The following is a 15,488-nucleotide window of genomic DNA, read 5'->3' as shown; positions in this document are numbered from 1 at the left end:
TTGCCGAGGTTTTGCCGAGGTTTGTTGTGTCGCTGAGAAACCTGTCCACCTATCGCAAGAAGCGCGACTTCGAGAAGACCAGCGAGCCGTCGGGCGACGTCAAGGTCGCACCTAGCAAGCAGCGGCGCTTCGTGATCCAGAAGCACGACGCGACGCGGCTGCATTACGATCTGAGGCTCGAATTCGACGGCGTCTTCAAGTCCTGGGCGGTGACGCGCGGGCCGTCGCTCGATCCGCATGACAAGCGGCTGGCGGTCGAGGTCGAGGATCATCCGCTCGACTATGGTGACTTCGAAGGCACCATTCCCGAAGGCCAGTATGGCGGCGGCACGGTGCAGCTGTGGGATCGCGGCACCTGGGAATCGGACGATCCCGAGCGCGGCTTCAGGAAGGGCGACCTGAAGTTCACGCTCGAGGGCGACAAGCTGCACGGCAGCTGGGTTCTGGTGCGGATGAAGGGCGACCGCTTTGGCGGCAAGCGCACCAACTGGCTCCTGATCAAGCACCGCGACGAATATGCCGTTGACGGCAATGGCGAGGAGATCCTCGACGAGGACCGTTCGGTCGCCTCCGGACGCTCGATGGCGCAGATCGCGGCCGGCAAGGGCCGGGCGCCGAAGCCGTTCATGCTGGACAAGGGTAACGGCAAGGCCAAAGCTGACGCGGTCTGGCAGTCCAACCACGGCATGGCCGCGGACGCGCGCGCCAGGACCAAGGCGCCGGCGCCCAAGGAACGGCTGAAAGTGACGCGGCAGGCGAAACCGAAGCAGGTATCGGAGATGCCCGATTTCGTCGCGCCGCAGCTCTGCGCCGCGGTCGAGTCTCCACCCAATGGCACGGGCTGGTGCCACGAGATCAAGTTCGACGGCTACCGCGTGCAGCTCCGTGTCGAAGACGGTGAGGCCGTGCTGAAGACGCGCAAGGGGCTCGACTGGTCTGGCAAGTTCGGCGCGATCGTGAAGGAGGCGGAGAAGCTGCCCGACGCGCTGATCGATGGCGAGATCGTCGCGCTCGACAAGAACGGCACGCCGCATTTTTCGACGCTGCAGGCCGCGCTCTCCGACGGCAAGACGGATCGGCTGATCTTCTACGCGTTCGACCTGCTGTTCGCCGGCACCGGGGACTTGCGCCCGCTGCCGCTCGCCGAGCGCAAGATACGGCTGAAGCAATTGCTCGCGGCGCGCAAGGGCAAGAACCTCCTGATCCGCTATGTCGAACATTTCGAGGAGCGCGGCGAGGCGGTGCTGGAATCCGCGCGCAAACTCGGCCTCGAAGGCATCGTCTCCAAGCGGCTCGACGGCGCCTACCGTTCCGGCCGCTCCGACGACTGGACCAAGGCAAAAATCCGCGCCGGCCATGAGGTGGTGCTCGGCGGCTGGAAGACCACCAACGGCAAATTCCGTTCGCTGATGGCGGGCGTCTATCGCGGCGATCATCTGGCGTTTGTCGGTATCGTCGGCACCGGCTTCGGCCAGGATACCGTCCGCCGCATCATGCCGGCGCTGAAGGCGGCGGAGGCGGACAAGAGCCCGTTCGGCGGCAAGGACGCGCCGAAGAAGACCCGCGACGTGCACTGGCTGAAGCCGGAGCTGGTCGCCGAGATCGAGTTCGCCGGCTGGACCGACGCCGGAAATATCCGCCAGGCCGCCTTCAAGGGCCTGCGCCAGGACAAGCCGGCGCACGAAGTCGAGGCCGAGCGGCCGGTTGTAACCAAAGTGGTGAAGCCGATGGCCAAGGGCGTGGCGAAGAAGGGCACCGGGAAGGCGTCCAGCGAGGTGATGGGCGTCGTCATCTCGCATCCGGACAAGGCGCTGTGGCCTGATGCGGGCGATGGCGAGCCGGTGACCAAGCTCGACCTCGCCAACTATTTCGAGGCGGTCGGCGAATGGATGATCTCCTATCTCAAGGGCCGGCCGTGCTCGATCGTGCGAGCGCCCGACGGCATCAAGGGCGAGACCTTCTTCCAGCGTCATGCGATGGCCGGCACATCAAAACTCCTCAAGCTTGCGAAGGTCTCGGGCGACCGCAAACCCTATCTGCAGATCGACCAGATCGAGGGCCTGGCGGCGGTCGCGCAGGCCGGCGGCCTCGAGCTGCATCCCTGGAATTGCGCGCCCGATGCCTATGACACGCCGGGCCGGTTGGTGTTCGATCTCGATCCCGCGCCCGACGTCGCATTCCCCGACGTGATCGACGCCGCCAGGGACATGCGGCAACGGCTGACCGCGGTCGGCCTCGAGAGCTTCTGCAAGACCACCGGCGGCAAGGGGCTGCACGTCGTCACACCGCTGCTTGCAGGCAGCAGGGACAAGGTGACGTGGAGGGAGGCCAAGGCGTTCGCGCAGGCGGTCTGCCAGTGGATGGCGCAGGACGATCCCGAGCGCTATCTGATCAACATGTCCAAGGCCAAGCGCACGGGAAAGATATTCCTCGACTATTTGCGCAACGACAGGATGTCGACGGCGGTCGCGGTGTTGTCGCCGCGGGCGCGTCCGGGGGCGACGGTGTCGATGCCGTTGACCTGGCCGCAGCTGCGCGGTGATCTCGATCCGAAGAAATTCACGCTACGCGCCGTGCCGGCCTTGCTCGCGAAGACGAAGGCCTGGGATGACTACGAGGACGCAGCGTCGTCGATCAAATCGGCGATGAAAAAGCTCGCGGCCAGGTAAGCGCTGTCCAACGAAGCATCACCCGCTTGCGCGGGTGATGACAGTCGTTGATGTGGATCGGGCACAGTGCCGCCACGCGCTACAGTCGTCCCATCAGGAGCAGGATCAGCAGGATCACGACGACCAGGCCGAGCCCGCCGCCGCCGTAATAGCCGGTGCCGTAAAACGGTCCGCCGCCGATGCCGCTGAAGCCGCCAAGCAGCGCAATGACCAGAATGATGAGAATGATCGTTCCAATTGACATCTAGCGTCTCCTCAGCCCCGCGGGCTCGTCTCGTTTCTGCCCTTCGGGAAGGAAAACAACCCGTAACTGTGAAGGTTCCGGAGTTGGCGGCGCGATAAAACTGTGTGGTTCTTCCGTTTGCCTTGGAACAGAACTACATCAACGAAATCCACGAAGGAGTGCATCGCAATGTCGGCGCCGCTGATCGTTTCGATACCCCATAGCCTCGGCCGCGACGAGGCGATGCGCCGCTTGAAAACGGGCCTGTCGCGCGCGACGGCGAACCTGCCGGTCATAAGCGTCGACGAGGAGCGCTGGGACGACAACCGGATGAGCTTTCGCGTCCGGGCGCTGGGGCAGGTCGCGGCCGGGCATGTCGATGTCGAGGATGCCCATGTGCGGGTCGAGGTGACGCTGCCGTGGCTGCTGCAACGGTTCGCCGAGGTCGCGCAGGTGGCGATCCAGAAGCGCGGGAAATTGCTGCTGACCAAGCGCTGACGCACCAAACTAGGCGTGCGAGCGCGCTCGTTTTGAGGTTGGTTTCGACGCCGTTGCGGCCTTGGCCTTTAGCACCGCGACCGGAAGATTGGCGAACAGCGCCGGGAGCTGAATCCTGGTTGCGCCATCCCTGAGTGCATATCCAGCCGCGTCGATTTCACCCTCAAAAGCTTCGGGGCGCGGCCAGCTGCGGCCGCCTTGCGTGAACGGGGCGAATGATTTGGCCACCGCAACGATGGCCGCCTCACGGCCATGGCGCCGCGCGAAGGCAATGACATGATCGCGGTGCGGGCCGCTGACCGCGAGCGGCACGTAGTCGCCGCTGGTGAACACATCGGCCATCTCGTTGCGGAGCCGCAGCAGATGCCGCGTCCATGCGAATTTGAGACGGCCGTCGCGCCAGTCTTGCGCCAGCGCATCCCAATCCGGCGTCTCCAGTGCGGCGAGCATTCCTGTCCGTTCGGCAAAGTCGACCGGGCGGCGGTTGTCCGGATCGACCAGCGAAAGATCCCAGCCTTCGGTGCCCTGGTAGAAATCCGGCACGCCCGGCATGGTTGCCTTCAGCGTGATCTGGCTGAGCGAATTCAACGCGCCGATCAACGCGGTGCGCTGCGCCAGCGTCCCCAGCGCATCGAGGAATTCGGGTGAGGTCTTGCGATCGAGGATTCGCTCGATAAAGGCTTTCACGCCGGCCTCGTAAGGCTGGTGCGGATTGAGCCAGCTGGTTTCCTGCTTGCCCTCGCGCGCCGCCTTCAGCGCGTAGGCCTGGATGCGCGCGACGAGCGAGGCATCATCGGGATCCCAGGCGCCGAGCAGGGCCTGATACAGCATGTATTCGAACGTCGCCGATGGCGCGCGCATCTCGCCGTCGAGCACGAGATGCGGCGCATTCAGCACCTTCCAGCGCGCCACCGCGCTGGTCCATTCGCCGGGGATTTCCGCAAGCGCCATGATGCGGGCGCGGGCGTCCTCGCCGCGCTTGGTGTCGTGGGTCGCGGTCGCCGTCATGCCGTGCGGCCATTCGCGGGCGCGGGCCTGCATCATGGCGTGGAAGGCCTCGGGTGCGATCGCGCTCGCCGCCGGATCGCCGCCGACCTCGTTGAGCGCCAGCAGGCGATGATAGCGGTAGAAGGCGGTATCCTCCAGCGACTTCGCCATCATCGGCCCGGTGAATTGCTGCACCTTCAGCGCGAAGCGCCGGACCCGCGGCGCGCCATGCGGCGGCCGGCCGGGCTGCAAAAGGTCCATGGTCAAGGCGTCGCGCAGGAAATCGAAGATGCCTTCGTCGGCGGCGAACCAGTCGGCGCGGGCGCGCTCGATGGTCTCGCGGATCAGTGCGCGGTCATGCGCGGCTGGTCCCGAGGCGGTGAGATAGGTGCGATAGACCGGAAAGTGCAGCACATAGAGCTCGAGCGCCTGCCGCAGACTGTCGCCGGAGAAGTCGCGGGTCGAGTAGTGTCCGCTGGCAATGCGCGCGAGCAGCCGCGCCAACACGGTGAATTCGCTGGTGAGCAGCGTCTCCAGCACGCGCTGCTTGGCCTCGCGCAACACCGGCGTCAGGTTCGGCGACTGGTTGCTGATCTGGCGCCAGATCTCGTTGAGCGGATCGAGGCCGCGACCGTCGACCAGTGCCTGGCTGATCGTGTTCATCCATTCATAGCCGGTGGTGCCGTGAACGCCGCTGAATCTCGGCAGCTTCTCGTCCTCGCCGAGGATCTTCTCGATCACCGTATAGAAGGGTCTGGCTTTCGCGCCCTGCGCGGAGCGGATCAGGCGGCGCAGCCGCTGGAAGTACTGCGCGGGATCGCGCAGGCCGTCGATATGGTCGAGCCGCAAGCCCTGCAGCCGGTCCTCGGCGATCAGCCGCTTGACGAGGCTATGACTCGCCTCGAAGGTGGCGGCGTCCTCGACCCTGAGGCCGGCCAGCGTGTTGACGTCGAAGAAGCGGCGATAGTTGATGTCGCTGGACGCCAGCCGCCAGTGGCCGAGCTTGTAGTGCTGGCGTTCCAGCAAATGGTGCAGCGCCAGCGTCTGGGTCGGGCGGTCCTCGCCGGCGCGATAGGCATCGAGCCCGCGCCCGATGATGTCGGCGCCGCCCTCGATCGCCTTGATCGCCGCCTTCAGCGCCGGCGCCTCGACGCGGTTGGGATGACGCAGCCCCCGGTATCGCACGGCGAGCTCGAGCATCGCGCGTCCAGCGGCGCTCTGTTCGGCAGCGGCCTCGCGGACGACGGTGCGCAGCACCTCGCCATAGCGCTCCGGCGCGATCGGCAGGCGGTGCTCGAAATACCAGGCCGAGAAGCTGCCCTCGTTCGCGTCATAGCGCAGCTCGATGTCACCGCGCTCCAGCGCCTGGCCGTAGGACGAGCCGAGGATCGGCAGCAGCACGCCGCCGCGCGCGCGATAGGGCAGCTGGTCCCAATCGATGTCGAAGGAGACCGCGTGCGGCGACACCGGTCCCCATTCCAGCACGTCGAGCCACCACGGATTGTCGGCGAAGTGAACGCCGACATGGTTCGGCACGAAATCCAGGATCAGGCCGAGATCGTGGCGCTTCAATGCGTCGCTCAGCCGCGCAAAGCCCGCTTCGCCCCCGAGCTCCGGGTTGAATTTGGTGTGGTCGACGACGTCATAGCCGTGGGTCGAGCCCTTGCGCGCCTTCATGAAGGGCGACGCATAGACATGGCTGATGCCGAGCGCCTTCAGATACGGCGCGACGCCGGCGGCGGCATCGAAGTCGAAATCGGCAGTGAGTTGCAGACGGTAGGTTGCGATCGGGATCGCCGGGGGCATTGTGCTATCCGATGTGCCAGCGCACCGCCCAGCCGGGGAGGTCGCTCGACAACGCGCCGCCCCAGATCGCAGTTCCCTTCGGCTCCGGTCCATTGGGGATATCGCGATCGGACAAATTGGCGGTCAGCCGCAGCGTGCCGCCGTCGCCCATCTGCCAATGCGCCGTCAACAGGTCGCCCGCCACGGTGGCGTCGCCGAAGCGGCACCCTCTGAGCCGGGGCATGATCTCCTGCCGGCGCACGGCGAGCAGGTCGCGCACCAGCGCAAGCCGTGCGCGCGCCGGATCATGGCCGAGGGCCGCCCAGTCGAGCACGGCCGATCGCATCGTCGCCTCGGCAAGCGGGTCGGGAATGTCGTCGCCATATTTGGCATAGGCCCAGGCGAACTCCTTGCGCCGTCCGGCGCGGACAGCGTTGGCGAGATCGCCCTTGAAATCGCAGAAGAACGGGAAGGGCGTCGTCGCGCCCCATTCCTCACCCATGAACAGCATCGGCGTGGTCGGCGCGATCAGCGTCACCGCCAGCGCCGCCGCGACCGCCTCCGGCCGGGCAATGCTGACGAGACGATCGCCGAGCGGCCGGTTGCCGATCTGGTCGTGGTTCTGCAGGAAGTTGATGAAGCAGATCGGCGACAGCATACCGCTCGGCTCGCCGCGGGCCTTGCCGCCCCAGAACTCCGAGACTTCACCCTGGTAGATGTAGCCGGACGACAGCGCGCGTGCGAGGTCCTGCTTCGGCGCCCGGTAGTCGCCATAATAGCCCTGCGTCTCGCCGGTCAGCAGCACGTGCCAGGCGTGATGATAGTCGTCGTTCCACTGGCCGCGGAATTTGCCGTGCGGCGGATCCTCGGCTGCGTCGAGCAGGCTTGCAATGTTGTCGCCGTTTTCGAGCATGAGGTTGATGTAGCGGCCGGTCTCGGTGGCGAGCTTGCCGGCGGCCTTGCTGAAGTCATGGATAACGGCGATCTCGCCGGCTTCGACGATGGTGTTGACGGCATCGAACCGCAGCCCGTCGAAGCGATAGTCGCGCAGCCAGCTCACCACGCTGCCGATCGCAAACGCGCGCACCTCGGGTACGCGATAATCGATCGCGCTGCCCCACGGAGTATGCGCGTTACTGAAGAAGGCGGGCGCATAGCGGCCGAGATAATTCCCCTCGGGGCCGAAATGGTTGTAGACCACGTCGAGCATCACCATCAGCCCGCGCAGATGCGCTTCGTCGATCAGGGTCTTGAGGTCGTCGGGCCGGCCATAGGCGCTGTCGGGCGCGTACCACAGCACCCCGTCATAGCCCCAGTTGCGTTTCCCGGCGAAATCCGACAGCGGCATCAGCTCGAGCGCGGTGATGCCGGTCGCCACGAGATGATCGAGCTTGTCGATCATGGCACGATAGGTGCCCTCTCGGGTGAAGGTACCGACATGGGCCTCGAGGACGACGGTCTCGTGCCAGGGACGTCCGCGCCAGTCGGTGGCGCGCCATTTGAAGGCGGCGTGATCGATCACCTCGCTCGAGCCGAACACGTCGTCCGGCTGGAATGCGGAGGCGGGATCCGGCACATCGACCTCGTCATCGACGCGGAATTTGTAACGTGTGCCGGCGCGCGCGCCTCGGATCTCGCCGACGTACCAGCCGGCGGCGTCGCGCGTGAGCGCATGCGCATCGCGGCTTCGAGCATGCGGCTGGTCGATCAGGAGGTCGACGCGCTTGGCCGCCGGCGCCCAGAGCCGGAAGCGCGTGCCGTCAGGTGTCAGCTCGGCGCCGAAATGTTGTCTATTCATGTGGAGCCTGCAAATGCCAGCACCGAGCGCGGGGGTGCCTTGGTATCGGCGCCGGATGCGAATTGCTCAGCCGTTTGCTCGGCCTTGGTCGTGTTCAGGACCTGCTGCCAGGTCCTGTATTCCGCCATCCTCGGCATCCTGAACACGATCTCCTGCGGTGCGGCATTGAGAACGATAAAGATCGGCGCCTGTCCTGGTTCCATCGGCCCCAGCACATAGGCGACGAATCGGCTCTCCGGAAATTTCCAGTCGGATTCCTTCATCTCTTCCGCCGCGGGCGTCAGCCAGAGCACGCCGTAGCTGCCGTCGGTGCGGCGGCCGTCGAGCCAGCTCTGGCAGCGGATCTGGCCGAAGCGACGCCGCAGCGCGGTCAGGTGGCCGATGAAATCGATGGCGTCGTCGTCCGTGCCGAGGTTCTCCCAGCCAATCCAGCCGGTCTCGTTGTCCTGGCAATAGGCGTTGTTGTTGCCGTCCTGCGTGTTCGCGACCTCGTCGCCGGCGAGGATCAGCGGCGTGCCTTGCGCCAGCAGCAGGCAGGCCAGCGCATTCTTCCTGAGCTGGCGGCGCAGCGCGATGATGGCAGGATCGTCGGTCGGGCCCTCATGGCCGCAATTGTTGCTGTGATTGTCGTTGGAGCCGTCGCGATTGTCCTCGCCGTTGGCCTCGTTGTGCTTCTCGTTGTAGCTGAAGAGATCGGCGAGCGTGAAACCGTCATGCACCGTGATGTGGTTGACGCTGGCGCGGGTCGCACGATTGTCGTGGTGAAACAGATCCGAGGACGCGGTCATGCGGCCCGAAATATCGCCGATCAGGCTGCCTTCGCCGCTCCAGTAGCGCCGCATCGCGCTGCGATAGCGGTCGTTCCATTCCGACCATTGCGATGGGAACGCCCCGACCTGGTAGCCGCCGAGACCGAGGTCCCAGGGCTCGGCGACCATCTTGGCGGTTGCCAGCACCGGATCCTGGCGGATCGCGGCGAGGAAGGGGTGGTTGCGATCGAACCCGTTCGGCCCGCGCGCCAGGGTCGTGGCGAGATCGAAGCGGAAACCGTCGACATGGCAGACCTCGACCCAATAGCGCAGCGAATCCATCACCATCTGCAGCACGCGCGGATGGGTGAGGTTGACCGAGCTGCCGCAGCCGGTGAAGTCGTCGTAGAAGCGCGGGTTCTCGCGGTTCAGCCAGTAATAGGAGGCATTGTCGATGCCGCGGAAGCACAGCGTCGGGCCCATATGGTTGCCCTCGGCGGTGTGGTTGTAGACGACGTCGAGCAGCACCTCGATGCCGGCATCGTGCAGCCGCGCCACCGTGGTGCGGAAGGAGTCGAGCGCATTGTCCTGGGCGTAGCGCGCCTCCGGCGCGAAGAAGGCGATGGTGTTGTAGCCCCAGTAATTCGCCAGCTTCTTCTCGACCAGGATACGGTCATCGATCAGGCCGTGGATCGGCAACAGCTCGATGGTGGTGACGCCGAGCCGTTTGAGATGCTCGATCATCGCAGGCGACGACAGGCCGCCATAGGTGCCGCGTAGGTTCGGCGGCACATCCTCGCGCTTCTGCGTCAGGCCCTTGACGTGGGCCTCGTAGATGATGGTGTCTTCCCAGGGAATGTGCGGCCGAATCTCGCGGCGGCCCCAGTTGAAGCTCTCGTCGACTACCACCGCCTTCGGCATGCCGCGGGCATTGTCGCGCCGGTCGAAGGAGAGGTCCTCGCGCGCGCTGCCGGTGCGATAGGCGAAATGCGCATCGCTCCACACCAGCCGGCCGGCGAGCCGCTTGGCGTAGGGATCGAGCAGCAGCTTGTTGGCGTTGAAGCGGTGGCCGCGCTCCGGCGCGTAGGGTCCGTAGACGCGATAGCCGTAGAGTTGGCCGGGCGAGACGTCGTTGAGATAGCAGTGCCAGACGTCTTCGGTGCGCTCCGGCATCTCGATCCGCTCGAGCTCGCGGCGGCCCTGGCCGTCGAACAGGCACAGCTCGACCTTCTCCGCATTCGCCGAGAACAGCGCAAAATTGGTGCCTCTGCCGTCCCAGCTTGCACCGAGCCGCGCGGACGTACCCCCGGTCAGTCGCATCAATCAGCTTTCCGGTACGAGGAAGATCGCAGCCAGCGGCGGAATCGTCAGGCTCAGTTCGGGCGTGGCGCCCTCCGACGCGCGCACCTCGCCGACATTGCCGACATTGGTGCCGCCGTAATGCGCGGAGTCCGAGTTGAACACCTCGTGCCACTTGCCCGCGAACGGCACCCGGACGCGATAGTTGCGGTAGACGTTGGGCGAGAAGTTCGCGACCACGAGGCAGCGTGCGCGCTCAGCATTGCCCTTGCGGATCCAGCCGAACACATTGTTGTTGGCATCGTCGGTGATGACCCACTCGAAGCCGGCCTGGTCGCAGTCGAGCTCGTGCAGCGCTGGCAGCGCGCGATAAAGCCGGTTGAGGTCGCGGACCAGGTTCTGGATGCCGCTATGCCTCGGCTGTTGCAGCAGATGCCAATCGATCGAATAGTCGTGATTCCACTCGCGTTCCTGGCCGAATTCGCAGCCCATGAACATCAGCTTCTTGCCGGGGTGGCCGAACATGAAGCTGTAATAGGCGCGCAGATTCGCAAAGCGCTGCCAGTCGTCGCCGGGCATGCGGCCGAGGATCGAGCGCTTGCCGTGCACGACCTCGTCGTGGGACAGCGGCAGGATGAAATTTTCCGAGAAGGCGTAGTGCAGGCCGAACAGGATGTCGCCGTGATGGTATTTGCGGTGGATCGGATCCTTGCCGATATATTTCAGCGTGTCGTGCATCCAGCCCATGTTCCACTTGTAGCCGAAGCCGAGCCCGCCATATTCGACCGGGCGCGACACCTGCGGCCACGCCGTGGATTCCTCCGCCGCCGTGGTCGCCTGCGGGAAGTGCGCGAACAATTCGGTGTTGAAGCGGCGCAGGAAGTCGATCGCCTCGATGTTTTCCCGGCCGCCATATTTGTTCGGAATCCAGCCGCCGGCGGGACGGCTGTAGTCGAGATAGAGCATGGAGGCGACGGCATCGACGCGCAGCCCGTCGATGCCGTAGCGATCGAGCCAGAACAGCGCGTTCGACACCAGGAAGTTGGTGACCTCGGTGCGCCCGTAATTGTAGATCAGCGTGCCCCAATCGAGGTGACGGCCCTGCAACGGATTGGCGTGCTCATAGAGCGCGGTGCCGTCGAAATTGCCGAGTCCGTGCGGATCGTCGGGAAAATGCCCGGGCACCCAGTCGAGCAGCACGGCGAGCCCTGCGCCGTGGCAGGCGTCGATCAGCGCGGCGAAATCGTCCGGCGAGCCGAAGCGGCTGGTCGGCGCGAACATGCCGGTCGGCTGGTAGCCCCAGGAGCCGTCGAACGGATGCTCTGATATCGGCAGGAATTCGACATGGGTAAAGCCCATGTCGCTGGCATAGGCCGGCAGCTGCTCCGCCATCTCGCGATAGGTCAGCCACTCGTTGCGGCCCTTGCGCCGCCACGACCCGAGATGGACCTCGTAGATCGACATCGGTGAACTCAGCGCATTGACGCGATCCGGCGCCGGGCGCGGATGCGGGATCCTGCGCTCGTCGATCACGATCGAGGCGGTCTTCGGCCGTACCTCGGCGGCGAACGCCAGGGGATCGGACTTCAGCGGCAGATGCTGGCCGTTGCGCCCGATGATCTCGAACTTGTAGTGGTCGCCGACCCGCGCGCGCGGGATGAACAGTTCCCAGTAGCCCGGGCCGCGCACGCGCATCGGATGCCGCCGTCCGTCCCAGAAATTGAAGTCGCCGACCACGCTGACCCGCCGCGCATTCGGCGCCAGCACCACGAAGCCGATGCCGTCGACGCCGTCGAGCGTCATCGGATGCGCACCGAGCGTATCGTAGACGCGCTGATGCGTGCCTTCGCCGAGCAGGTAGAGATCGAAATCGCTCAGGATCGGCGGAAAGCGGTAGGCATCCTCCAGTTCGACGACGTTGTCGCCGAAGCGAGCGCGGAGCTGGTAGCGCGTCGAGCCGTTCGGCAGGGGACCTGCGAACAGGCCGGCGTCATGGATCCGCGCCAGCGGCGCCGTCTCGCCATGCTCGCCGATCGCCTCGACATTGCTGGCATCAGGCAGGAAGGCGCGCACGACGTTGCGGTCCCCCTCGGGGTGAAGCCCGAGATAGTGGAAGGGGTCGGAGTGGCGGCCCTCGATGATGGCATAGGCCTCGGCGGGCAGTTTGCTCATGCAACCTCATGCGGCTGTTGCGCCAGGATCCTCAGCAGGCCGGTGAGCGGCACCCGCAGCCAATCCGGCCGGTTGGCCAGCTCATACTCGATCTCATAGAAGGCTTTCTCAAGCAGGAAAAAATTGAGCAGGCGGTCGGCCGTCTTGGTGTCGGCGGGCCACAGCCTCTGGCCGGCCATCGTCTCGCGATAGGCCGCCAGCAGGGTATCCGCGGCCTGGTCGCGCCATTCGGCCAAGGCGAGGCTCAGCCGGCCGCTCTCGTCGGGGGAGACCTTGAGCGTCCGTTCCAGCGCGGCCGTTGCCGCATAGTCGATCGAACGGATCAGCCCGGCGACGTCGCGTGCCGGCGGTGCCTTGCGCCGCCGCTCGGCGATGGTGCGGCCCGGTCCGCCGTCGAAATCGATGATGAAAACGTCGTCCTTGACCACCAGCAGCTGGCCGAGATGCAGGTCGCCGTGATGGCGGATGTTGAAGCCGTCGGTCTCGCGCGGCAGCAGCGCCTTGAGCCGCTCCGGCAGCGTGTCGTGCTGGGCCTGCAACTGATCGGCCAGCAGCCGGTCGGCCTCCTTCAGGGAGCCGCGCCGCTGCTTCAGCGTATCGAACACGCGTTCGGCCCGCGCCATGATCTCGTCGGCCCAGCGCTGCAGGTCGTCGGGCTTGGTCGGCTCGGGCGCGAAGTCCGGCAGGTCGCGGTTGCTGGCGAGCGCGATATGCAGCTCGGCGAGCCGCTTTCCGCTATGCGACATGTGGCGCAGATAGGTCGCCTGGTCGCCGTTCTCCACGGGGTGCTCGCTCACTGTGAGCAGGCGCTGCCGTTCGACCAGGCGGTCGAGGTGTGCGCCGGCGATGGTCCAGAGGTCGCCCTGGTTGACGACCATCGCATGCAGGACGGCGATGGCGCTGCGCTTGTCGCCCTCGATCAACTCGGCAGTGCCGAGCAAGGCAGGGGTGTTCGGAAAGTTGACCAGTTCGGTGAGGAAGCGGCCCATCTCGATCTCCGGATTGATGCCGACCTCGAGCTTGCGGTAGATCTTGGTGACATATTCGTTGTCGACCAGCGCGGTCGAATGCGGCTGATCGTTCTCGAACACCCGGATGCGCTCGGGCTGCCGCACCGGCCGGTCGGAGAAGCGGCTGGTCGGCCGGAATTCGAGCTTGAGGCCTTGCTCGCCTTCGTCGACCGTCAGGTTTTCCCGCAAGTTTCGCAGGAACAGGCCGGTGAAGATCTGGTCGGTGGCGACATCGAGCAAAGTGCCCTCGCGCGCGCCCTGGCGTACGGCGGCGAACGCGCGCGGATTGTAGCGCTCGCGGTCGAAGCGTACCCACTCGATCTGCATCGGCAGCACGTAGCGGCTGGTGGTGCCGCGCTGCGTGGTCTCGAAGAAGGCAAGCCACGGCCGGTTGTCGCCGATGTCGCAGAACGGGATCGCGGAGACCAGCATCGGCTGGATGGCGCTGGCCGAGCGCTCCGGATACCAGCGCGTGCGGGCGAGATGACCGGGCAGCACGTCGTGCTCGAACACGCCGCGGGTGCGCGCCAACGACATCCAGGTCGAATTCAGCGGCACCACCAGCGTCTCGAATTCCGGCACCGCGCGCGGCGTCACCGGCTCGGACTTGTCGCGCTCCTGCAGCTGGAACCAGTAGAAGCCATACGGCGCCAGCGTGATCATGTAGGGCAGCTCGCCGATCGCCGGGAAGCGCGTGCGCCCGAGCATCTCGAGCGGAATGCGGTCCTTGAAGGCGGAGAGGTCGAGCTCGGTGGCCTGAGCCGACCGCGACAGATTGGCGACGCACAGGATCGCCTCACCCTGGTACTGGCGCACATAGGCCAGCACCGAGCGGTTCTCCGGGCGAATGAAGGTCATGGTGCCGCGCCCGAAGGCAAGCGTCGACTTGCGCACCGCGATCAGCCGCTTGGTCGCCGAAAGCAACGACGACAGGCTGCGCGACTGCGCCTCGACATTGACGGATTCGTAGCCGTAGACCGGGTCCATGATCATCGGCGCGTAGAGCCGCGCCGGGTCGGCGCGCGAGAAGCCGCCATTGCGGTCCGGCGACCACTGCATCGGCGTCCGCACGCCGTTGCGGTCGCCGAGATAGATGTTGTCGCCCATGCCGATCTCGTCGCCGTAATAGATGATCGGCGTGCCCGGGAACGACAGCAGCAGCGAGTTCATCAGCTCGATCTTGCGCCGGTCGTTGTCCATCAGCGGCGCAAGGCGGCGGCGGATGCCGACATTGATGCGGGCGCGCGGGTCGTCGGCGTAGGTCGACCACAGATAGTCGCGCTCGACGTCGGTGACCATTTCCAGCGTCAGCTCGTCGTGATTGCGCAGGAACAGCGCCCACTGGGCAGCGGCGGGAATGTCGGGCGTCTGCCGCAGGATGTCGGTGATCGGAAAGCGGTCTTCCTGGGCGATCGCCATGTAGATGCGCGGCATCAGCGGGAAGTGATAGGCCATGTGGCATTCGTCGCCATGGCCGAAATATTCCTGCACGTCCTCCGGCCATTGATTGGCTTCGGCCAGCAGGATCTTGCCCCTGGCATAGGCGTCGAGCTCCTGGCGCAGCCGCTTGATGATGGCATGCGTCTCCGGCAGGTTCTCGTTATTGGTGCCGTCGCGCTCGCACAGATAGGGAATGGCGTCGAGCCGGAAACCGTCGACGCCGGTGTCGAGCCAGCGCTTCATCACCTGCACGATGGCCCGCACCACGCGCGGATTGTCGAAATTCAGGTCCGGCTGGTGCGAGAAGAAGCGATGCCAGTAGAACTGACCGGCTTCAGGATCCCAGGTCCAGTTCGACTTCTCCGTATCCGTGAAGATGATCCTTGTATCGAGGTATTTCTGGTCGGTGTCGCTCCAGACATACCAGCTGCGCGCGCTCGAATTCGGCGGGCTGCGGCGTGCGCGCTTGAACCACGCATGCTGGTCCGAGGTGTGGTTGACGACGAGCTCGGTGATGACGCGCAGGCCGCGCTTCTTGGCCTCCTGGATGAAGCGCTTGAAGTCCTTCATCGTCCCGAAATCGGGATTGATGTCGCCATAGTCGCCGATGTCGTAGCCGTCGTCGCGGCCGGGCGAGGGATAAAACGGCAACAGCCACAGCGCGGTGACGCCGAGCTCCTGCAGATAGCCGAGTTTCTCCGTCAGCCCCGCGAAGTCGCCGATGCCGTCATTGTTGCTGTCGGCAAATGCCTTGACATGCAGCTGGTAGATGATCGCGTCCTTGTACCACAGCTGGTCCGCAGTCTCGGTTGCGACCTTCTCCTTGATGTCGACGTTGGAGAATACGTTCATGACGGC

General features: G+C 65.4%; 8 protein-coding genes. 2 read left to right on the top strand and 6 right to left on the bottom strand.

All coding sequences use genetic code 11. The features are described from left to right. The first annotated feature begins 26 nt into the window (after positions 1-26). Complete coding sequence (gene ligD, locus ACE10X_RS33215) at positions 27-2,669, top strand: DNA ligase D (RefSeq protein ID WP_051002819.1); 2,643 nt, start codon at positions 27-29, stop codon at positions 2,667-2,669. A 79-nt stretch (positions 2,670-2,748) separates the two neighbouring features. On the opposite strand, the gene ACE10X_RS33210 is transcribed toward ligD, so the two are convergent. Then, positions 2,749-2,913: a DUF3309 family protein gene (locus ACE10X_RS33210; RefSeq protein ID WP_076823921.1), complete on the bottom strand. Its 165-nt coding sequence runs from the start codon at positions 2,911-2,913 to the stop codon at positions 2,749-2,751. 168 nt (positions 2,914-3,081) lie between these two features. Between ACE10X_RS33210 and ACE10X_RS33205 the strand changes: the two genes are divergently transcribed. Then, positions 3,082-3,390 (top strand): polyhydroxyalkanoic acid system family protein, encoded by a 309-nt coding sequence (locus ACE10X_RS33205; protein WP_038382949.1) that lies wholly within the window; start codon positions 3,082-3,084, stop codon positions 3,388-3,390. Positions 3,391-3,399: 9 nt separating this feature from the next. On the opposite strand, the gene treY is transcribed toward ACE10X_RS33205, so the two are convergent. Genes treY through treS form a run of 5 tightly spaced genes read right to left on the bottom strand, consistent with a single transcriptional unit; the run spans position 3,400 to position 15,482 of the window. Next, positions 3,400-6,183 (bottom strand): malto-oligosyltrehalose synthase, encoded by a 2,784-nt coding sequence (gene treY / locus ACE10X_RS33200; protein WP_038382950.1) that lies wholly within the window; start codon positions 6,181-6,183, stop codon positions 3,400-3,402. Positions 6,184-6,187: 4 nt separating this feature from the next. Beyond that, on the bottom strand, positions 6,188-7,960 hold the full coding sequence (gene treZ, locus ACE10X_RS33195; protein ID WP_038382951.1) for a malto-oligosyltrehalose trehalohydrolase: 1,773 nt from the start codon (positions 7,958-7,960) through the stop codon (positions 6,188-6,190). Next, positions 7,957-10,029 (bottom strand): glycogen debranching protein GlgX, encoded by a 2,073-nt coding sequence (gene glgX / locus ACE10X_RS33190; protein ID WP_304557583.1) that lies wholly within the window; start codon positions 10,027-10,029, stop codon positions 7,957-7,959. Before glgX ends, treZ begins: the two co-directional genes overlap by 4 nt. 3 nt (positions 10,030-10,032) lie before the next feature. Beyond that, positions 10,033-12,180 (bottom strand): 1,4-alpha-glucan branching protein GlgB, encoded by a 2,148-nt coding sequence (gene glgB / locus ACE10X_RS33185; protein WP_038382953.1) that lies wholly within the window; start codon positions 12,178-12,180, stop codon positions 10,033-10,035. Next, a complete protein-coding gene (treS, locus tag ACE10X_RS33180; protein ID WP_304557584.1) occupies positions 12,177-15,482 on the bottom strand; it encodes a maltose alpha-D-glucosyltransferase in 3,306 nt (1,101 codons plus the stop codon). The genes glgB and treS overlap by 4 nt, the downstream gene beginning before the upstream one ends. Between the last annotated feature and the right edge of the window lie 6 nt (positions 15,483-15,488).

Origin of the sequence: Bradyrhizobium sp. Pha-3, assembly GCF_042258325.1 — a bacterium.
Taxonomy (GTDB): Bacteria; Pseudomonadota; Alphaproteobacteria; order Rhizobiales; family Xanthobacteraceae; genus Bradyrhizobium; species Bradyrhizobium elkanii.
Note: the sequence above shows the minus strand (reverse complement) of the source record. Positions and strands in the feature narration are given on the sequence as shown.